The following is a 21,620-nucleotide window of genomic DNA, read 5'->3' as shown; positions in this document are numbered from 1 at the left end:
TTCTGTTCTCGGTTTTCATCTTGTAGGGATTCTTGCTTTTTCCCTATCTACCCAGATATTTTTCTTTTTGGCAACCCTTGTCTTGTCAGGTTTTGACCCACTTGTGTCCGTCAGTCAGTCTGATAACTGATAACAAAGGCCGAATCTAAAACCTAATTTGTTAAGCTAAAAGCTTTATTGCCAGATTCTTTCTCCTGCCCCCTGCCCCCTGCCTCCTGACCCCTGCCTCCTTGGGTATAATGCAGATCATGTTTAAGCTCTCTTGCTGTTCTGTAAATGCGATCGCTCTTGGTTTATTATGGGGGGCGATTGGTCCGGTGTGGGCAGAAACGGAGTTAGACTTAGACCCGAAAATTCGGCAAGAAAGCCCAGTTTTAGAGCGTTGGTTAGAAAAAATACCCGATATCGCCGAAGATATTCGCCGCGATCCTAGTTTTCGCACTCGTATCCGTTTAGGATATGCAGAGTTTCCTTCTACCGATAATTCCAGTGGCGTGATTTTGGGGGTAGAAGATGTGTTTTTCGGTCAAACCAGTTTAACCCTAAGCGGCGATTATCAGACGGCTTTTAACGGCAAAAGGACGGCAATAGGAGCAAATTTACAATACTATCTCCTCCCTTTGGGTGATTATGTCAATCTGGCTCCCATGGTGGGCTATCGTTACATTCAGACAGGAAATTACAGCACCGATGGGCTTAACTTAGGATTAAAGCTCAAATTAGCCCTTTCTCGCACGGGGGCAGCAGATATCACCGTAAGTCAGAGTTTTATCTCACCGGGGGGTGCTAACGAGGTGGGATTGACTACTCTTTCGGTTGGTTATGCGATTACCTCTAATTTACGTTTAGCCGCCGATATTCAAGCCCAAAATTCCCGCGCCCGTAAAGATAGCTCCCTAGGAATTTTACTGGAATGGCTGCCCTAATTAGGGTTTGCGGCAAAAAGTTTTTCCTGGGTGTAGGGTGTGGGGTGCGGGGTGTAGGGTGTGGGGTGTGGGGTGTGGGGTGTGGGGTGTGGGGTGTGGGGTGTGGGGTTTTACCGATAAAAACTCACACCTGATAACTGAATCACTGATAACTGATCACTGATAACTGATCACTGATAACTGATTAGGTACTAAAGTATTTAGCGGTGGGGTGATAGGTGATAATGGCGGTGGTGGATTGTTCTGGGTACAATTGTTCGCTTTCGTCCATAGACATCCCAATGCGATCGCATCCTAACAGATCTAGTTGCTTGTATTGGTCCTGAATATTGGGACAAGCGGGATAGCCGAAACTATAGCGAGAACCCTGGTAACGCTGTTGCAGTATATCGCGGATATTATCGGGATCGAACTCTGCGAAACCTAACTCGCGACGGATGCGGGTGTGGGTCCATTCGGCCATGGCTTCGGCGGTTTGGACAGCCATGCCGTGATAATAGAGGTATTCGGTGTATTGATTGGCATCAAAGAGAGATTTAGCGTATTCCGTGGCGATTTCCCCCACTGTCACCGCTTGCATCGGGAAAACGTCGATAATACTGGATTCCTGCGGGGCGAAAAAGTCAGCAATACAGAGACGACGACCGGATTTCTGGCGAGGAAACTCAAAAATGGCGATCGGTTGCAGATTTTCGGGTTTTTCGCCCGCTTCTATCGATTCGGGATCGTAAATTAACAGGGAATTACCGGACGACTGACAGGGAAAATAACCATAAATTAATGTGGGGTTTAGTAAATTTTCCTTGACAATTTTCTCTTTCCATGCTGTCAGAATTGGATGAACTTTTTCCTGTAAAAACTGGTCGTATTCTTGCTTCGATTGGCTTTTGGGTTTGCGGAATTGCCATTGACCGACAAATAAAGCTTGTAGGTCCAAATACCAGAAAACCTCCTCGATGGGAATTTCTGCTGCTGTTAATATTTTAGTACCCCAGAAGGGCGGTGTTGGTCGGGAAATATCAACTTCCACCGCTTCCGAACGACGGGTATCAATAACTAATTCTTGGTTGACGCTGCCATCGGTAAAAATAGTATCGGGATTAACCTTTAATTCTTCGGCAACAACCGGGGTTTTTTCTGTCTCGGCACACTCCGCTAAAAAGCCTTTACTATCATCCCATTGACCCCCAGCTTTAGCGGGCATTAATTTATCCATAAAATGCAGGTCAGAGAAGGCATCTTTACCATAGATAACCTGTCCCTTGTAGGTTTTTTGACAGTCATCATGAACAAATTTGGGAGTTAAAGCTGCCCCGCCAAGGATAACAGGAACGGTGATTCCTTTTTCGTTAAAAACCTCCAGATTTTCCTTCATAAAAGCCGTTGATTTCACCAATAAACCGCTCATAGCGATACAATCGGCTTTATGTTCTTGGTAGGCTTCGATGATATTTTCTACGGGTTGTTTAATGCCCAAATTAATCACCTTATAGCCGTTATTGGTCAAGATAATATCAACTAAATTTTTACCAATATCGTGAACATCCCCTTTAACTGTTGCGATAATAAAAGTCCCTTTGGCATTATTATCCCCCTCTTTTTTCTCCATAAAGGGTTCTAAAAAAGCAACGGCCGCTTTCATAGTTTGGGCCGATTGGAGAACAAAAGGTAACTGCATTTGTCCTGAACCAAATAACTCACCCACTACCTTCATCCCATCCAAGAGGAAAATATTAATAATATCTAGGGGTGGATAGTCCTGTAAAGCTTGCTTTAAAGCCTCTTCCAGTCCCAATCTTTCCCCATCAATAATATGCTGTTTTAAGCGTTCCTCCACGGGTAAATTAGCATTACTAGAGGGGTCTTTTTTAGTAGTTTTCCCCGCAAATAATTCGGTTAATTTGGTCAGGGGATCATAAACACATATATCGCCATCAAAACGACGATTATCATAGATTAAATCCCGACAAACTTGCTGATATTCTGGTTCAATTTTTGCCAGAGGAAGAATCTTATTGGCGCTGACGATTGCCCCATCCATCCCCACCTGCATCGCTTCGTTGAGGAAGACGGAATTTAATACCTGACGCGCTGCCGGATTCAACCCAAAAGAGATATTAGACACACCTAAAAGAATATGACATTCTGGCAATTCTTGGCGAATTCGACGCATTGCTTCGATAGTAGCCTTGCCATTTTCTCGGTCTTCTTCGATACCGGTAGAAATCGGTAAAGCTAGAGGATCAAAAAAGATTTCGTAGGGAGGAATTCCGTATTCTATCGCCGCATAATAGGCCCGTTTAGCTATCTGGAATTTTTTCTCGGCAGTGCGTCCCATTCCTTCCTCATCAATGGTTCCAATTACTACCCCCGCGCCGTATTTTTTCGCTAAATCCAAGACTTGATAAAAACGCTGTTCCCCGTCTTCGTAGTTAGTAGAGTTGAGGATACATTTACCCCCCGCTACTTTTAACCCCGCTTCCATTTTTTCCCATTCGGTGGAATCTAACATTAAAGGTAGGGTGACATTATTAACTAAACGAGAGGCTAATTGGTGCATATCGCGCACCCCATCCCGGCCCACATAATCGACGTTGACATCGAGAATATGCGCTCCTTCTTTTACCTGCGCTTTCGCCATAGATACTAAACTATCCCAGTCTTCAACATTGAGCAGTTCCCGACATTTTTTAGAACCACTGGCGTTTAATTTTTCCCCGACAATCAGGAAAGAATTATCTTGAATATAGGGTTGGGTACTATAAATAGAAGCGGCGGAGGGTTCATAATGATAATGACGAGATTTCGGAGTTAAACCCTGACTTAGTTCCGCTAAAGCTTGAATATGGTCGGGACGAGTACCACAACAACCGCCGATAATTTGTACTCCCAAATCTTCGATAAAGTGCATTAAAGCCATTTTTAATTCTACGGGAGTGAGGCGATAGTGCGCTTGACCGCCGACATTTTCTGGTAAACCAGCGTTAGGAATACAAGAAACAATAAAAGGGGAATTTTCCGAGAGATATTTAATATGGGGTTTCATCAAATCGGGACCGGTGGCGCAGTTAAGTCCCAAAATATCGATTTTATAGGGTTGTAAAATAGAGACAACGGCGTTAATTTCCGTTCCTACTAACATCGTTCCCATGGTTTCCATCGTCACCGAAACCATCAGGGGCAATCGTTGACCTTTTTTCTGAAATACTTCTTCAATAGCATTTAAAGCCGCTTTAATTTGCAGGACATCCTGACAGGTTTCTACTAATAATAAATCTGCTCCGCCATCATACAGACCCTCTACCTGTTCCACATAGGCATTTTTGAGCGTATCAAAGTCAATATGACCCAAAGTGGGCAGTTTTGTCCCTGGCCCCATGGAACCCGCCACAAAACGGGGTTTTTCGGGGGTAGAGTATTTATTAGCGCAAGCCTTAGCCAGTTCGGCGGCGCTTTTGTTGAGATAATAGGCTTGATCGGCTAAATCGTACTCGGCTAAAACTATCGAGGTTCCCCCGAAGGTGTCGGTTTCAATCACATCCGCACCCACGGCTAAAAAGGCTTCGTGGACTTTGGCTACAGCGCTGGGTTTAGTATGGACAAGATACTCGTTACAACCTTCGTATTCTGCCCCACCAAAGTCCTCGGCCGTCAGATTTTGGCTTTGTAGGGAAGTTCCCATCGCTCCATCAAAGACGAGGACGGGATGCTTGGGACCGTTGAGGTAGTCAAGAAAGGGGCTATTCATAGAGAGATTTACTGCTATAGCATTTTGAAAGTTTATTGTAATACAGTTACTAGAAATCTGCTATGGTCGGCATTTCAGTTATCAGTTATCAGTTATCAGTGATCAGATTTGAGTTTTCAGTCGAGAAAGCCAATCAATCTAATTTTGTAGAACTAGACGGGCTAAACCAACTCCGGGATAATAATTACCGAGAATTTGTTGATAATCTAGGCCTTTTTCCGCTAATTTATAAGCCCCAGTTTGACTCATACCGCGACCACCGTGGGCCCAAGCGACAATTTCATCGGTGGCAGCATAAAGAGACTCGACTACACCCCCTTTATAGCTGAGAATCTGCCCGGCAGTGGCATTAACCGCTTGGTGGGTCGATTGATACTCCGAGCGAATGCCTTTATATACCTGCCAGCGCTGGGTATTGCCCAGATGAAACCAAGCATTAGCGGGGCGGATTATATGTACTAGGGCGTAGGAACGGGCGGCGATCGCCTGTGCCTTTAAAGCGTGCATTGGTGCGGTGGAGTGCATTTCACTACCCACCACACTATAGAGATAGGCCTCTAAATTAACATGATTGACCACTAACAAGCGATCGCCTTGGGCGACAAGGAGGATTTTGCCCCGATACCAACTATCATCCACATAAACTAAACCATCGGCACTGGTGGGCTGCACAAAAATCACCTCTGGCAGCGATAAATCGCCGATTTTTAAGCCCTTGGCACCTGGAATGACCGGTAAACCCTCGTTAGTGGCAATCGTTTTTAAACCGCGACCTTGGCGATCGGTGATCACCGCCGGTCCGTTAACTCCAATCAAAACACTGGCCACATCCCTTTTGATCGCCACGCGAATTTCTATGGCCGGCGGCGTATAATTAGCGGGAACCACTAAGGGTTGTCTAGTCACTGGTTTGGCCGCAGCAGCGGGGGAAGTATTAGGGGAAGTATTAGGGGAAGTTTGAACCGATGGCGCTAATTTTTTCGGTGCCAAGGGGGAAGATTGGGGAGAGGGTGCTGATTTTGGAGTCGCAGAAGATTGGGGAGAGGGGGATAGTTTCGGTGATGGCGCGGTTAAGGGGGCGATCGGAGATGGGATAATAGGAGCAGGGGAGGCAGCAGTCTCTAGATTTGCCTGCGGTTGCGGGGTTTCTGGTTTTTCCTTGGCTAAATAAGTTAAGAGAATTGGCGTAAAAGTGGCGATCGACAACAAAGGAACGGCACAATGACGCAGCAGGGAAAAATAGGTACTAGCAGCAAATTTCACTTTAATCACACCATCTTTAATTTTCTTATCTAACTTTACCATTCCCCTCTCAGGCCGGGCAATTCTAGACAAAAACTCTCGTATTCTTGAGCTTGTTAGGACAAATAAGGCTGAAATAGTCAAGAAAAGCCGAAAAAATCCTGATAATTTTTATTTATGCCTACTGATTTGTTCCTTGCAGAGCAAATTATACAACAGAGGGAAATAGGAGAGTAATGATTTTGTAGGTACTGATTATCTTGATACTCAAATTAGTTGACAGAGATGTTTAAGGATTTTGAGAACCTCGTATAAATCCCCCGGATTTCTCATGGCAAATAAACGAGAGGTTCCGTATAAAGGTTTACCGTCCCATAATAATTTAACAAATAAAAACTCGGAACCATTGGTCAACATTCCATAATTAGGACGGTTTGGATGAGGATTGACCATTAAATAAGCTAATAATTGCGGTAAACCTACTTCAACGGAATAAATTACCCGTTTTGATTCAATAATCATTACCCATAATTGCTCTTTTAGAATTAAAGTATCTAACCTTCCCTTAATTATTAAATCTTGATCTTCTGTAATAATTTCAACGGAATCTTCTGCTTTAATATGAAAAGGAAATAGATAAAAGTTACCAATAAATAATAATGGGTCTAAAACCGTCATCCTCACCGAAGTTTCTAAAAAGGGAGGATAATTCAATAAGTTAAAATAACCTGTTTTGATTTTATCTAACAATTCTTTTTCTTGTTCAGAGATTGCTTCTAGGTCTTGCTGCCATTCCCCAAAAAAATGCTCATCTTCTATAAACTGTAGTTGAAAATGATTAATTAAATCTCTGAAAGTGACTTCTTTCGCTTGTAAAATTTGAACCATATTTACCTCCTTAATTAAGATTTACGTTAATGGTAATTTGCTATTTTTAATTGAATTTACCTAAATTTTTAACCAAGCAAAATATCCGTTACTGACAGGGTTAACTGCTCTAAATCAGAGAGAACAGTTAAGGATATGGTCTTGTTTTGTTTACCTGCACATCGCTTCGGTTAGCATCGTTCAGGTTTTTATCAGCTGCTTTCGCTCTTCCTACATCATCCAGATTAGCCATCGTCTTCTCCTTAATTTAGAGTACATGAAAGGTTCACTTTGCTATGATTTATCCAAGAGATTTATTGAGATATAAGTAGTTAGGTATTAAAAACTTTATTCCCCCCTTATTTCCCAGGGAAGGGGGGTTAGGTCATTCGGGCGATTTTTCATGTTGGCAAGGTCATATTCTGGTTTCATGGTTTTATTATCGATAATGTTTACCTTCGTTTTTACCCGTAAAAGTCCTCATTTAGAATCTGTTCAGGTGTGAAAGGACAAGCGAGGGGATACTCACTTTCTTGGGGAATACGAATACCAAATTGAGCGCGTTTACCCTGTTTGATGGCGACTTTACGAGCGCTGGAATAGGCTTGTGTGATGGAGATTAAGAGATAAGATTTAAGAGAGGGAGTCTTAAGTAAATCATCTTGAACGCGCTGGCGATGCTCATCTACTGAGTTATACCAACTTGCTTTCATTGTCTCAGGAGCATCATGCTGTATCTTTAATTTGAGTAAGTGAATCAACAAGACCATTAAGTTGCTCTCTAAGGCGCGTTTCTCTGACTTACCCAAATCTTTTAACTCCTCAATTAAGTTTTCTATATCCAGTTGTTCAAACTGTCGATTCTGTAATTGATGAATAGTTTGCTCAATCCACAACTGAAGATCTTGTTCGTAAAGTGTTGTGGGATTTTCTTGAATGTCCGATTGTTTTAATAAGTTCATTTGGCTTTCATTAAGTTAACTGTAGATGAATAATTTGGTCTTTATATTTATTATTATACTTGATCTTTACCAGATAGTGTGATCGCATTGGGTTCTTAATTATTGACCTCTCCCCTGGCCTTTCTCCTACAAGGAAAGGGGAGAGAATTTAGCGAAGAGAGCTTCGACTACAAACTAGGTTTGTTGTCAAGGCTCTAGCCCGAACAAGTTTAACCTGTTTTCTTTAGATAGTGAGAAGCTAAATGGACATAACCCTATTGCCCAAATTGGGTAACTTATCTAGAATAAGTATATGAAGAGAGGAGGAGACGTGATGGAGTATCAGAATTTTTCGCTCATCGAAGAAGATATTCAGGCTGACGCTCGAGGGCGGATTAGCCTTGGGACTCAATGTAGCAACCGTCACTATCGAATACTGATGAATGCAAGCGGGGAACTTCTTTTGGTTCCCATGGTGGCGATTCCAGAGGGAGAACTATGGGCTTTTCAGAATCCTAGTGTCCGCGAGTCGCTCAAACGGGGGCTCGCGGAAGCCAGCACGGGAAATTTAGCTGAAGAACCCGTCGATTTAGACGCTATGCTTGAGTTTGCTGAATCTATTCCTGAAGAAGTCGAGGAGTAATTGAATTTCTCTTTACGACAGACACAGGAAGCTCGAAATACTCTATCTGAATTGCGAGCAGAAGCGGAACAGGCTCAAAAGACTCGCCTAGCTCAAGGTAGGACAAAAGCATCGAAACAAGAGGGTCTCTACAAACAGGTAACAAAAGCCCTCAAGCTCCTCAGTACAAACCCAAGACATCCAGGACTAAAAACCCACGAATTTAATTCCCTCGACAACCCTTATGATTCAACACAGAAGGTTTTTGAAGCCTACGCCCAACAGAATACACCGGGAGCCTATCGAATTTTCTGGTGCTATGGACCTCATTCGGGGGAAATCACCATTCTCGCTATTACACCTCATCCGTAGATCACAACATTGTAGGGGCGAAGCATTCGGGCGATAACCTATCGCTGAAACCGTAGATTTCCTATCCGAATGCTTCGCCCTTACTTTTTCAGCAAGCCCGAAATAGTTAGCGCTGAAGCGCAACAACAAACTAGGTTCGTTATTCCCCCCTTATCAAGGGGGGCAGGGGGGATCGAACCTAAAATCCATTTTTAATTTAATTATAATCAGCTACTTACGTTAACTGAATTGATAGCCGCAAACACGCAGCCTGCGCCCAAAACCCATTCTAACCCTCCAGCAAACCCCGCAACTCCTCAACCCCAATCCCCAAAACAGAAGCAATACCGACAACAATCTCCTCATCTTGCGTTTGCTGATAAAGAGCAACAAGACTAGGCAAAGAATAGGTTTGTATGGTGTAACTATCCTTAAATTCTGCCAAAATTTGTAAGGCTTGCAGGTAATAACTTTTGGCTTGGCTCAATTCCCTCAATGCTTGCGCTACCATTCCCAACTGGTGCAGGGGGTTGGCTTGCCCGTAGCGATCCCCATATTCAATCTTGATCTCAAGAGCTTGCTGGTAGTAGCTTCGGGCTTGCTCCCATTCCCTCAATTGTTGCGCTACGATTCCCAAATTGTTCAGGGTGCTGGCTTGGGAATAGCGATCCCCATATTCAATGCAGATCTCAATAGCTTGCTGGTAGTAGCTTCGGGCTTGCTCCCATTCCCTCAATTCTTCCGCTACCCTTCCCAACTGGTGCAGGGGTATGGCTTGGGAGTAGCGATCCCCATATTCAATGCAGATCCCAATAGCTTGCTGGTAGTAGCTTCGGGCTTGCTCCCATTCCCTCAATTCTTGCGCTACGATTCCCAAATTGTTCAGGGGGTTGGCTTGCCCGTAGCGATCCCCATATTCAATGTAGATCTCAATAGCTTGCTGGTAGTAGCTTCGGGCTTGCTCCCATTCCCTCAATTCTTGCGCTACCCTTCCCAAATTGTGCAGGGTTTTGGCTTGCTCATAGCGATCGCCATATTCAATGCAGATCTCAATAGCTTGCTGGTAGTAGCTTCGGGCTTGCTCCCATTCCCTCAATTCTTCCGCTACCCTTCCCAAATTGTGCAGGGTTTTGGCTTGCTCATAGCGATCCCCATATTCAATGAAGATCTCAAGGGATTGCTGGTAGTAGCTTCGGGCTTGCTCCCATTCCCTCAATTCTTGCGCTACGATTCCCAAATTGTGCAGGGTGATGGCTTGGAAAGATTGCTTAGATTGACTGTAACTTTCACTAATTGGCTTGAGTAATTCAAGGCTTTTTTGGTAAATCTCTTTCGCTTTCTGATAATTTTTACTTTGTAAATATTTGCTTCCTGCCTCGACAATTATAGCAATGATTTCTATTGCCACCTGCCCTTGTTTGGCTTGAGGGGGATAGTTTTCAAAAGTTTCGAGAACGAACTCTAGGAGCTTTAAATTAGTCTGAGTATCTTGGGTTAACTTCAGATAACTATGCAAGCAATTAATAATAGTCAATACGCTCTCTTGCTGATTGAGGGCGATTTGCAACGCATTAAACAGATTTTCATACTCCCAGCGACAGAACAATATCCCTAACTGCTTCTCTTGCGGATTTTTGGAATTTAGTAAGTTACTATAATTACCTGCCAAGTCTCGGTAATGATTCTTAAAACCCTCCCAAATTGCTGCTTGTGTCTCTGGTGCTAATTCCTTTAACTTCGTCTTCAGGAAGTAGGGAAAAATGGGCTGGATAGTCAATAAACTCGGCATTTCTTCACTCATCGGCGAAAGCAAACCCCAATGAATCGCTTCTTCTATCGCTGCATCAAATTGGTCAAACTGATAGCCTTGTAAAGGTTCTAATTGCTGTAGTTGTTGGCTATATTGACGAATAACACCCCTGAAAATAACCCCACTAAAAGGCGCTAAACAGAGTAACAACTTCTGCGCCTCCTCCGACAAATTACTGTGGGAATATTCCACACACTTGATGATATTATTAGTCTTATCCTTATCCCCCACATCAGCTAATTCCGCCAACTGTAACCCTTGCCAAATCTCCTCCGGTGACTGTCGCTTCAGATTCGCTAATACCACTTCCATCGCCAACGGATACCCCGCCAACAACTTCATCAAGCGCTTAAAATAATCATCCTTTTTAATCGCATTTTTCCGACTCTTCGCCTGACGTTCTAAAATTCTCTCCGCTAATTCAGTTCTCGACTCTTGGTCTAATCCTTGTAACTGATAGATATTCTCCTTAAAAGTCCTGCGTTGCAGCCAAGTTTCCTCACTGCGAGAACCCAAAATCACCTTCGTTTTTCCCCCGACCAAATTCTTGAGAAATTCGGCGATTGCTTCCCTTTCATTCTCCGGTAAAGTATTCTGAATTGCTAACGGTTGTCCCGTCACCGACTCCAGATTATCTAAAATCAGAATATACGCCTCACTGCGGAGTTTTTGCTCTAGTTTCTTTACCCGCGCTTTCAGGTTCATCGCTTGGAAACTCGCCTGTTCAAAGCGATTATAAATTCCCTGACCGATTTCATGGACAATCTGTTCTAACGTCCAAGCTTTTTTATCATAACCAAAATAGAAAATATGGGTCGCCCAGTTGGTTTTCTGCCACCATTCTCGTAGATAATTGAGTAAGGTAGTTTTTCCTGTCCCTCCCATTCCTTTGAGTAAAAGGATATTATGTTTCAGCAGCGCCTTTTCCATCTTGAGAATTTCTAAATCCCTGCCGACAAAGCCGTATTCTGGTAAAGGAAAGACATATTGATTGCCGATATGTTCCCAGTATTTTTCTTCCTCTTCTGGAGTAAATGGACGCAAATTGAGATTAATTTTACCGCGACAATAAATCACCGGTAATAACCAATCTTCTAAATCTATTCTCGTGTTATAATAGGCGCGGCGTTGCTTATTATTGAATAACTCTAACCGTCCCTTTCGCATCGCTTCCGTTAGGTCTTTTCCGTTCAATAATTGCTGATAAATTGGTTTCATCATCAACTTAGCTGCAGAAACCGTCACCGAATATCCCATCGCCACCACTGCTTGCATTCCCGCAGTCATCAAACGACTTCCTAAACTGGTTTCCCGATAGTCTTCTGATTCCTGGGAAATTTGCTTTGCTGACTGACAAGCATTGAGAATACAAATAGGGATATTTTTCCCAGTGAGTAAATTCGCTAATTCCGTCGCTTCTACCGGAGTCGCTTGACCTTTTTCTTCTCCTTCCAGAAACAGAAAAGCTTTTACTCCCTCATATCGTGCTAAATCCTCCAGTCCCCATCCCCTTTGATAGCGCCAAGAATCCCCGTGAACCTGTCTTTGGTACTGTTCATATTCCATTAATCCGCCATGAACATCGAAATGAATAACATGATAGTATCCTTCTCCCTTCTCATCCAGATGTCTGGTTAGTGATTCATAAGTTCCGGGACGCAAAATATCAATTTTTACCGGTATTTCACTACTATTTACCAGTTCTACCAAAGGACGGGAAATCGTGCGATAGTTAACATCAGATTCCTCATTAGGACGCGCAATCACCACCAGAAGATTGATAGTAGGATAAGTGGCCATTTGCACCGGGACAACTGTAGCCCCTCGACGCTGACGGGAGATGATACAATCTATAGAAAAGGGACGCGGTAAATCAGGATCTTTCAGCGCTTCCCAATGTAAAGCTTGAAATTCTGGCGACTGACTTTCGATGATAATTTGCAGTTGACCTAACTGCTTTCGCAAGTCTCGATATTCCCCATAAGCATTTAAATTACTCTGGAAAACCTGTTTAAATAGGTTTTCGCCATAGTTTTGGACGCTGTTGGCGGCTTTTTGCGCCTTATCCGTGTCTAGGGTGGGAAATACTAACCATTCCTCAAAGTACCATTCTAGGTCTTTTTCTTCTTGGTTAGTAAAGGGGTCAGTAACCGTAATTGGGTAGCTGTTACCGCTATCAAAATTGAGACTAGCAGTAAAGCCACCATCGTTAATTCCTTCTTCGCGGATGGTGAGGACTAACATAGAGATAAGTTTAGAATTGTTCTATTACAACTCTTCAGCAGTTTAACGCTATTATACTGGAAAAAACCTATTGCTTTGAGCCTATGGATGTTCGAGCGGCAGTTGCCCTAGAAGCGGGAAAACCCCTAACTATTGAAACGGTAAAATTAGCAGCACCGCAAGCGGGGGAAGTGTTAGTAGAAATCAAAGCCACGGGAGTTTGTCACACCGATGCCTATACTCTCTCTGGGGCCGATCCTGAAGGCTTATTTCCCTCAATTTTAGGCCATGAAGGGGCCGGAATCGTGGTAGAAGTGGGAGAAGGTGTCACTAGCCTAAAAGTGGGGGATCATGTTATTCCCCTATACATTCCCGAATGTCGTCAGTGCGAATACTGTCTCAGCTTTAAAACCAATCTCTGTCAAGCAATTCGTCTTACCCAAGGTCGGGGAGTAATGCCGGATGGAACCAGTCGTTTTTCCCTCGATGGTCAGCCTCTTTATCACTACATGGGAACCTCGACTTTTGCTAACTATACCGTACTGCCGGAGATTTCCCTAGCCAAGATTCGCCAGGATGCTCCCTTTGAAAAAGTCTGTTATATCGGCTGCGGAGTCACTACAGGTATCGGTGCGGTGATTAATACCGCTAAAGTGGAACCGGGGGCAAAAGTGGTGGTTTTTGGTCTGGGAGGTATCGGTTTAAATGTTATTCAAGGGGCCCGTTTGGTGGGGGCCGATATGATTGTCGGGGTCGATATCAATCCCCAGAAACAAGCTTTAGCGACCAAATTCGGGATGACTCATTTTGTTAATCCCCAAGAAATCGAGGGGGATTTAGTGGCCTATCTGGTGGATTTAACTAAGGGTGGGGCCGATTATAGTTTTGAGTGTATCGGCAATGTCCAGATTATGCGTCAAGCTTTGGAATGTTGCCATAAGGGTTGGGGTGTTGCCACTATTATCGGTGTAGCCGGGGCCGGCCAAGAAATTAGTACCCGTCCTTTTCAATTAGTCACCGGACGCGTCTGGAAAGGTACGGCTTTTGGTGGGGCGAGAGGTCGTACAGATGTACCAAAAATAGTCGATTGGTACATGGACGGCAAGATTAACATTGATGATTTAATCACCCATGTTCTGCCTCTGGCAAGAATTAACGAGGCTTTTGACCTGATGCGCCAAGGGGATTCTATCCGCAGTGTGATTACATTTTGAACAGGGATAATGTTAAATTGGGTTAAGAAATACTTGACAAACTCTTAACTGTATGTGTGCGCCAGTTTCCAGGCCCTCTTTAACTTACTATAGAAGCGATCAATCTTTGTGTCCTCTGTGTCTGGAGTGGTTCCTTCCACTCCCAGTATTTACACCTATTTTGTTAAGATATATTGCGGATACCCTGAACTTTAGTAAAGAAAGGAGCTAAATCACCTAGTATTGCGTCCTTTTCAGTGAACAGTGAACAGTGATCAGTAACCAGTGATCAGTAACCAGTAACCAGTGACCAGTGAAAAGACATCAGGAAAGTGCTATTTAAAACTACTCACTTAATACTTCTTACTTAAAACTCAAATCTCATAACTGATGACTGATGACTGATAACTGATAACTGATAACTGATAACTGATAACTGATAACTGATAAATGATGACTGCCCTAATAACTTTTAAATTTTTAACTTTAAGCAAATGCGTAATAGCGGACTCCTATCAAAAACCAAAGTCAAACTGAAACGGAAAAAAACGCTCACCTCGCCGACGCGGCCAGCACCGAATAAATTACAGAATAAAACTAAAGATAAAGAGCGTCTAGTCGGTCGTCAGCGTCAGTCATGGCTAATTATGGGCTTAATTAGCATTGTCCTGCTAGGAGGAGTTGGCTCGCGCTTGGCCTATTTACAACTGCAGCAAGGACAAATTAACCGAGAAAGGGCAGAAAATAATCGGATTCGCATTCTTCCCAAACCTCCAGTCCGGGGCAACTTATTCGATCGCAATGGCAAAGTTTTAGCCACGGCCCGCTTAACCCATGCGGCCTATATTTGGCCCAAATCCCAGCGTAATCCCGCCCAAAAACTCAATCTTGACCGTTTAGCCAGTATTTTAGCAATTCCCAAAAGCGACCTAGAAAAACGCATTAACGAAGCGGACGAAAACCCCTCCACCCTGATCCGCATCGCTAGGGGTTTAACTCCAGGCCAAATTATCGCCCTAGAGGAATACAAAGACGAATTAACCGGCATTGAAGTGGACGTGGAATCAGTGCGCTACTATCCCAATGGTAAAATCGGGGCCCATATTCTCGGTTATACGGGGGAACTAACCCCGGAGGAATATCAAGCCAAAAGACCCCAGGGCTACCGATTGGGAGATGTCGTCGGTAAAATGGGTGTAGAAGCCGCTTACGAGTCAAAATTGCGGGGAGAATGGGGGGGAATGCAGTTAGAGGTCAACGGATCGGGACAAGTAATCCAAATTCTCGGCCAAAAAATTGCTAAACCGGGGCAAGATGTCACCCTGACACTAGATTTAAAACTCCAAAAAGCCGCCGAGGCCGCTTTAGGAAAACGCAAGGGTGCGATCGTGGCGATCGATCCCCGGGATGGTTCTGTGCGGGCCATGGTCAGTTATCCTAGTTTTGATCCCAATGTTTTCTCGGCCCCAATTACCACCGCCACTTGGAAAAAACTACAAGCGGAGGGCAACCCGTTTGTTAACCGCGCTCTCCAAGGATTCCCCCCCGCTTCTACCTTTAAAGTCGTCACTGCCACTGCTGGCATGGAATCGGGGAAATTTCCGCCAAATACGGTCTTAAATACCTTTGCCGCCCTTTATGTGGGGGGGACAGCTTTTGGAGAATGGAATCACGCCGGTTTTGGTCCGATCGGTTTTGTCCGGGCCATGGCCATGAGTAGTAACACTTTTCACGGTCAAATTGGTCGCGGAGTGGGGGGACCGACTTTAATTGCCACGGCTCGGCGCTACGGTTTCGGTCAGAAAACCGGGATAGAATTAGCGGAAGAAACTCCGGGGTTAATTGCCGATCGCGATTGGAAACTGCGTAATTTTAAAAACTGGGATTGGTCCGTAGGGGATACGATTAATATGTCGATCGGTCAAGGATTTACCCTCGCAACTCCCCTACAGGTAGCTGTGATGTTTGCTGTCCCCGCTAACGGCGGTTTTTTGGTGAAACCGCACCTTTTACAGGATGCCCGGGATGTTAAGGAATGGCGCAAGTCTTTGAACATGAAACCTAGCACCCTAGACACCCTGAGAAAGTCCCTGAGAGCCGTGGTAGCGGAAGGAACGGGGCGGGCCCTATCGGACCCCGCTTTACCGCCTGTAGCGGGCAAAAGCGGCACAGCAGAAGCACCTCCGGGCAAGTCCCACGCTTGGTTTGGAGCTTTCGCACCCTTTAATAAGCCCGAAATTGTCGTGGTCGCCTTTGCGGAACATTCCGGCGGTGGTGGTGGTAAAGTGGCCGCACCCATGGTACGTCAGGTAATGGAGGCTTATTTTAATGTCAAGCCGAAAGAAGAAAAACCCCGGCCGAAGCCTTAGAGACCTGTGGCGGTAAGCGGCACACAGCGCACGGTAATTCCCGTCGCCGTGGCGATTTTTTGCGCCCAAATTGCCAATATTTCAGCGTTTACGGGTTTGAGAATTTGCATTCCGTCGGCAGCGGTGAGGGGATTATTACCGCGGGTTTCCAGTTGTCTTTGTCTGGCCCGGGGACGGGTCGGGGTGTTAAGTTGAATTTCATCCGGTTGTAGCTGTTGCATCAAATCGATGTATCGGTCTTGATCTTGGGGCGACCAAGAGGCCAGTAGCATGGTTTGAATTGCTAGTTTTCCCGACCATTCTTGGCGAAATTGTCTTAATCCCCACCAAAGCTCCTGCCAATCCAGACCGGGGACAGGACGGTTAACCCGTCGCCATTGGGCCTCGGAAACAGCATCGATTTTAGCGGCGACGATATCAGCTTTACTCAAGTCTTGACGCACTCGGGCATCTCCCAAGAGGGTACTATTGGTTAAGACCGCCACCGGCCGCCTGGTCATTTCCTTGACGGTGGCCAGTATTTCCCCTAAATTGAGGGCGAGGGTGGGTTCCCCGCTACCACTAAGAGTGACTATATCCACGTCCCAAGGAGCAAAAGCCCTTAAATCCCTGCTTATTTGTTCGCTGGTGATAAAAATTCTTCGCTGCTCGGTTTTTTGCTCAATTTCTCCTAACTGACAGTAGGCACAGTTAAAGGAACAGGTGGAAACTAAACCGATCGGATCGATGCCCAGGGAACTGCCGAAACGCCAAGAGGCAACTGGGCCATATACGGAGCAGAAATAATCCTGGCGAGCAGTCATCGAACCTACCCAAAAAATACGGAGAGGGAGGGATTCGAACCCTCGGTACGGTCTTACGATTCGTACAACAGATTAGCAATCTGCCGCATTCGACCACTCTGCCACCTCTCCAAGATGACATTATTTTAGTCTAACATAAAAGGCCGATTTTTGGCAAGTAATTTTTGGGCAGTTAATCGCCTAAACGACCATCCTCCATATTGACAATGCGATCGGCGATGTCGAGAATCCGGTTATCGTGGGTGACAAGTAAAATCGTGCAACCTTGTTCTTTTGCCAATTTCTGCATGATTTCCACCACATCGCGCCCGGATTGTTTATCTAAGGCCGCGGTCGGTTCATCGGCGAGGACTAATTTGGGATGACTGACGAGGGCGCGAGCGATCGCAACCCGTTGTTTTTGTCCCCCCGATAGATCGTGGGGATAGTAATCAACGCGCTCTCCTAAACCCACCGACTCCAGAATTGCCGTGGCTTTTTGATCGAGATCTTGTTCTAAAAACTCCTCGTGCAGTTCCAAAGACATCCTTACGTTTTGTTTCGCTGTGAGGAATTTTAGTAAATTATGTGACTGAAAAATATAGCCAATTTGTCGGCGAATTTTCAGCATTTTGCCCTTACTAATTCCTAACATTTCTTGGCCGAGAATTTTTAAACTGCCCGCTTGTGCCGATCGCAAACCTCCCATTAAACTCAATAAAGTAGTTTTCCCCGATCCCGAAGGACCGGTCATAATCACTACTTCCCCCGCTTTAATTTCCAGATCGATATCGTATAAAACCTGTTTTCTTAATTCCCCCGTGCCAAAATAGTAATTTAAGCCTTTAATGGCAATTACGGGTTCATTAGGGCTAAAATCGACTAATTCTCGCTCTTTTTGAAAAATCTGCATTATTTCACCCTTGATAGCTTAAAAAATATCGGCTGGATCTGCTGTCCTTAATTTGCCCATAGCGACAATTCCAGAGGCAATACACATAATAATTGTTAGGATTAAAACTTCGATCGCCCTAGCGGTAGTCATCACTATGGGTAAAAGTGTAGCGGAGGAAGCGAGATGATAAACACCGAGAGAAACGATAAACCCTGGTATATACCCCAAAACCGCTAGTAATAAGGCCTCTTGCATCAAAACCCCGACTAAATACCAATCACCGTAACCCATAGCTTTTAGGGTAGCGTATTCGGGTAAGTGATCGGTGACATCGGAATAGAGAATCTGATAGACAATGACGATACCGACGATAAAACCCACTACTGTACCTAAACCAAAGATAAAACCAATGGCTGTACCATTTGCCCAATAGGTTTTTTCCCTTTCGGCAAATTCTTTTAAAGTAAGGACTATTACTTCATTTTTAGGGAAAAGTGCCTGTAAATTGACCTTAACTGCTTCGATATTTGCCCCCGGTTGCAGTTTCACCAGTCCTATATCGATTTCGTGGGGTTGACGTTCGGGAAAGAGCCTTAAAAAGGTAGAATCACTGGTAATGACGTTACTATCGGCAGCAAAGGAGGCACCAAGGGTAAAAATTCCCGCTACCTGTACCTCTTTTCTATTTAACTGAACTGTCAAATCGGGGTTTTTCTGGAGTAAATCGGCAATTGGACCGAATTCTGGCCTACCAGCTTGATCGTACAAGACGCGATTTAACATCTTTAGATCACTGGATTTTTGATTGACTTCCGGGAGGGTAAAAACCCGTTGACTCGGATCAAAACCAAAGACTAAAGTAGTTCTTTCTAGGGCAGTTTCGGGATTGCGCCACTGGGCAGAAGCAATATAAACTGAGGCTAAGGATTGAATACCCTCGACTCTTTTAGCTTGGTACAAGCGATCGCGTGAGAAACTTTTCACGGCAAAGAGGGTGTCGAATTGGGGATTAATCAGGACTAAATCCGCATCGAGGACATAATGGGGTTTAACGGAAGCATCAAATAAGGCATCCCGAAACCCCAACTGCGTGAAGATTAAGAAGTCGGCAAAAGCAATCCCGGCAATAGCTACAATCAAACGGGTTTTCTCTCGTGTCACCTGTAACCAAGATAGGGGCGTTTTTTTGAATAGATGGGTTAGTTTCATGGAAAACCTACTCATTGATAGTTACAGTTACTTGGGAATTGGTTAAACCTGCCACTTTTTCACTGTTTTCGCGATCTAAGGCAATGCGGACAGAGATAACTTTGCGATCGAAGTTTTCTCCCGGTTGATTGCTGAAGATATTTTGTTGGTCAACTTTTAAAGCAATTAAGCGCACTTTTCCGCTAACTTCGCCCTTAAACGCCGATCCGGTAATCGTGGCAGTTTGTCCCTCGCGAATTTTCCCGATATCGCTTTGATAGATTTCGGCAATTACTTCCATGCGATCGGTTTCAGCAAGGTCAACAATTCCTTGATCGCTGATTTGTTCCCCGATACGGGTATTGACTTTAATCACTTTGCCGGTAATTGGCGATCGAATATAAGCCTGATTTAACTCGGTTTGGGCCTTTTTAACGGCAACTAGGGCAGCATTTACCTCCGCTTCGGCTGCCCGCACATCGACTCCCCGCACTTCTGAGACTTGATTTAAAGTGGATTTGGCCTCTTTGATCTGCTGTTGACCGGTGGATTCAATCCGGGCTAGGGTAGTCTTGGCTTCTTGTATCTGTTGTTTACCAGTGCGTTCAATTCTCTCTAGGGTAACTTTTGCTTCTGTTAGTTGTTGATTACTGGTTTCTAAATTCAGTCTTTTACTATCAAAACTAGAGGCGGAAATTGCCCCTTCTTGATAGAGTTTTTCGTAGCGATCGAATTCAGCTTTGGCATTGCGATATTCTGCTTCTAATTTGCCAATTGTCGCTTTTTGGGCGGCTATATCCCCTTCTAATTGCGCTGTTAATCTTTGGATAGTTGTCCGTTGGGTTGCTTGATCCCCTACCCATTGTGCCTGGATTTTCCGCACGTTAGCGGCATTAGCATCGATTTCTCCGACTTTTGCCCCAGCTTTCACCTGTTCTACCTTGGCTGCGGCTACTTTCACCTGTTCTTGTGCCTGTCGCAGGTTATCCTCTAATCTTTCCCGACTTTCGAGAATGGCGATTATTTGTCCCGTTTTGACGCTATCTCCTTCATCGACTAATAATTGCTTGACTCGATCGGAATCAAGCAACATCGGGGCAGATATGCTGATAATTTCTGTCCTCGGTTCAATTCTGCCTAAAGCGGTGATTTTTTGCGGTGTGGGTGACGCAATTACAGGGGTTTTGGTTTCGGGTTTGGGGGCGACTTGGGAAAGACTATAAAAGGTGGTTATTCCTAATAATCCTGTGCCTAATACTATTAACCCGATCATTAACTTTTGATTTGGTTTCACAAAAGTTTTACCTTTCATAATTTTTTAGTTAATAAGTGATTGTTGGGGGTTAACAGTTTTTCTGCAAATAAGTAGTAATAATTTTACCTAATAATTCCATTTGTTCATCGATCGCAATCTGTTCATTGCACCACAGGCGCTCTAATATCAGTCCATTAATAACGCTGACAACTAACCAAGCTACACTCGGATCGGTAATACCTAAAATCTCGATTACTGCCTGATGATAGCGGCGATCAATGTGCTTAAAAAATTGACTACGACGCAGTTCTTCTCGTCCTTGGTATTGAGAATAATCAATCCATAAGAATAATTGTTTGATGCAGGAATCCTCGCGATTAGTCATAAATTTGCCGAGAATTTTTAGCTTTTCTATCAGGGTTTTTCCTCGATCAATCTCGGCTTTAGCTAATAAAACATCCTCTCGGCACATCTCCTCGACTAATTGCTCGAAAAGCGCCGCTTTACTGGGAAAGTAGTGGTACAGCGTTCCCGTGGACACTCCCAATCCTTGCGCTAATTCTCTCGTCGTCATGTTAGCATAGCCTTTCTCGGCAAAGAGTTCGGCACTTTTTAAGAGGAGTTCTTTTCGGTATTGTTCTACATCTACTATCTTAGGCATAAGTTTAATATCGAACGTTCGTTATATTTTAGCTTAACATTACTATAAATGGGGAAATCGGCTGTCCCTTTGCCTGTATGCTAGAAAGAGGAGCTAATTCGTTATTGAGCGAGCTTTTTCGCAAGGATTGACAGTATGGGTAATATTCACGAGCAGTTATTAGAGGAATTAGCCGAAGTGGAGTGGAGTGACTTGATCCCCCATGCTCAAAGGGATGCGCTGATCGTGGTTTCGGATTCCCTCAATTTAATCGAAGTGGCAGAAGCGATCGCCAGTGATCAGGTTGCTCAAGTGCAGAATTGGATCGGGGAAAAACTACTAGAAAAACCGACACAGGAGCAATTAAGCGATTGGAATTCCCATCCCGATAACCTTTTTAATACACTAATCGTGCAACCTTTTGTGTTAATTCAGAGCATAGCTTAGATAAAACCAAACCCCCCAATCTTGTCGGATTGAGGGGTAGGAAAGAATAATCCTGGCATCGAGCTATTGTCCCGGTCGGCAACCCGACAAGTATCTTGGCCACGGTGAAGTTTCACAACCG

Annotated in this window: 16 protein-coding genes and 1 tRNA gene; 6 read left to right on the top strand and 11 right to left on the bottom strand. The window is 44.4% G+C overall.

Features of this window, described 5'->3' with window-relative positions:
* Positions 1-239 precede the first annotated feature (239 nt).
* On the top strand, positions 240-926 hold the full coding sequence (locus tag EWV68_RS06550; protein ID WP_041803978.1) for a hypothetical protein: 687 nt from the start codon (positions 240-242) through the stop codon (positions 924-926).
* 184 nt (positions 927-1,110) lie between these two features.
* Here EWV68_RS06550 and metH read toward each other — a convergent pair whose 3' ends face one another.
* From metH to EWV68_RS06530, 4 genes are all read right to left on the bottom strand, one after another.
* The gene (metH, locus tag EWV68_RS06545) at positions 1,111-4,674 is read right to left on the bottom strand and encodes a methionine synthase (protein ID WP_061433115.1); all 3,564 of its coding nucleotides are present in this window, start codon (positions 4,672-4,674) and stop codon (positions 1,111-1,113) included.
* 138 nt (positions 4,675-4,812) lie between these two features.
* A complete protein-coding gene (locus EWV68_RS06540; RefSeq protein ID WP_287169248.1) occupies positions 4,813-5,979 on the bottom strand; it encodes a SpoIID/LytB domain-containing protein in 1,167 nt (388 codons plus the stop codon).
* A 204-nt stretch (positions 5,980-6,183) separates the two neighbouring features.
* The gene (locus tag EWV68_RS06535; protein WP_287169247.1) at positions 6,184-6,804 is read right to left on the bottom strand and encodes a type I restriction endonuclease; all 621 of its coding nucleotides are present in this window, start codon (positions 6,802-6,804) and stop codon (positions 6,184-6,186) included.
* A gap of 443 nt (positions 6,805-7,247) precedes the next feature.
* Entirely contained in the window at positions 7,248-7,745 is a 498-nt protein-coding gene (locus EWV68_RS06530; protein WP_002798842.1) for a DUF29 domain-containing protein, read from the bottom strand.
* Between the two features lie 313 nt (positions 7,746-8,058).
* Here EWV68_RS06530 and EWV68_RS06525 point away from each other — a divergent pair, with 313 nt between their 5' ends.
* Positions 8,059-8,367: a hypothetical protein gene (locus EWV68_RS06525; RefSeq protein ID WP_287709872.1), complete on the top strand. Its 309-nt coding sequence runs from the start codon at positions 8,059-8,061 to the stop codon at positions 8,365-8,367.
* Positions 8,368-8,718 carry a hypothetical protein gene (locus EWV68_RS06520; RefSeq protein WP_002775598.1) on the top strand — a complete coding sequence of 117 codons (351 nt, stop codon included), beginning with the start codon at positions 8,368-8,370 and terminating at the stop codon, positions 8,716-8,718.
* A gap of 268 nt (positions 8,719-8,986) precedes the next feature.
* Here EWV68_RS06520 and EWV68_RS06515 read toward each other — a convergent pair whose 3' ends face one another.
* Positions 8,987-12,751, bottom strand: coding sequence for a tetratricopeptide repeat protein (locus EWV68_RS06515; RefSeq protein WP_287169246.1), 3,765 nt, complete (start codon positions 12,749-12,751; stop codon positions 8,987-8,989).
* 83 nt (positions 12,752-12,834) lie between these two features.
* Between EWV68_RS06515 and EWV68_RS06510 the strand changes: the two genes are divergently transcribed.
* Positions 12,835-13,944: an S-(hydroxymethyl)glutathione dehydrogenase/class III alcohol dehydrogenase gene (locus EWV68_RS06510; RefSeq protein WP_287169245.1), complete on the top strand. Its 1,110-nt coding sequence runs from the start codon at positions 12,835-12,837 to the stop codon at positions 13,942-13,944.
* Positions 13,945-14,417: 473 nt separating this feature from the next.
* Positions 14,418-16,292, top strand: a complete 1,875-nt coding sequence (gene mrdA, locus EWV68_RS06505) for a penicillin-binding protein 2 (RefSeq protein WP_287169244.1) — start codon at positions 14,418-14,420, stop codon at positions 16,290-16,292.
* Here mrdA and EWV68_RS06500 read toward each other — a convergent pair.
* The 6 genes from EWV68_RS06500 to EWV68_RS06475 form a co-directional block, all read right to left on the bottom strand.
* The gene (locus tag EWV68_RS06500; protein ID WP_287169242.1) at positions 16,289-17,095 is read right to left on the bottom strand and encodes a radical SAM protein; all 807 of its coding nucleotides are present in this window, start codon (positions 17,093-17,095) and stop codon (positions 16,289-16,291) included. The two genes, mrdA and EWV68_RS06500, sit on opposite strands and share 4 nt — an antisense overlap.
* A 19-nt stretch (positions 17,096-17,114) precedes the next feature.
* Positions 17,115-17,206, bottom strand: a tRNA-Ser gene (locus tag EWV68_RS06495).
* Positions 17,207-17,267: 61 nt separating this feature from the next.
* The gene (locus tag EWV68_RS06490) at positions 17,268-17,987 is read right to left on the bottom strand and encodes a DevA family ABC transporter ATP-binding protein (RefSeq protein ID WP_287169241.1); all 720 of its coding nucleotides are present in this window, start codon (positions 17,985-17,987) and stop codon (positions 17,268-17,270) included.
* Positions 17,988-18,005: 18 nt separating this feature from the next.
* The gene (gene devC, locus EWV68_RS06485) at positions 18,006-19,178 is read right to left on the bottom strand and encodes an ABC transporter permease DevC (protein ID WP_061433107.1); all 1,173 of its coding nucleotides are present in this window, start codon (positions 19,176-19,178) and stop codon (positions 18,006-18,008) included.
* Positions 19,179-19,185: 7 nt separating this feature from the next.
* The gene (locus tag EWV68_RS06480) at positions 19,186-20,469 is read right to left on the bottom strand and encodes an ABC exporter membrane fusion protein (protein WP_287169240.1); all 1,284 of its coding nucleotides are present in this window, start codon (positions 20,467-20,469) and stop codon (positions 19,186-19,188) included.
* Between the two features lie 31 nt (positions 20,470-20,500).
* On the bottom strand, positions 20,501-21,073 hold the full coding sequence (locus tag EWV68_RS06475; RefSeq protein WP_061433105.1) for a TetR/AcrR family transcriptional regulator: 573 nt from the start codon (positions 21,071-21,073) through the stop codon (positions 20,501-20,503).
* Positions 21,074-21,208: 135 nt separating this feature from the next.
* On the opposite strand from EWV68_RS06475, the gene EWV68_RS06470 reads away from it, so the two are divergent.
* Positions 21,209-21,499 carry a DUF2288 domain-containing protein gene (locus tag EWV68_RS06470; RefSeq protein WP_061433104.1) on the top strand — a complete coding sequence of 97 codons (291 nt, stop codon included), beginning with the start codon at positions 21,209-21,211 and terminating at the stop codon, positions 21,497-21,499.
* Positions 21,500-21,620: the final 121 nt, after the last annotated feature.

The sequence above is a fragment of the Microcystis sp. M_QC_C_20170808_M9Col genome, from assembly GCF_007095495.1.
GTDB lineage: Bacteria > Cyanobacteriota > Cyanobacteriia > Cyanobacteriales > Microcystaceae > Microcystis > Microcystis aeruginosa.
Note: the sequence above shows the minus strand (reverse complement) of the source record. Positions and strands in the feature narration are given on the sequence as shown.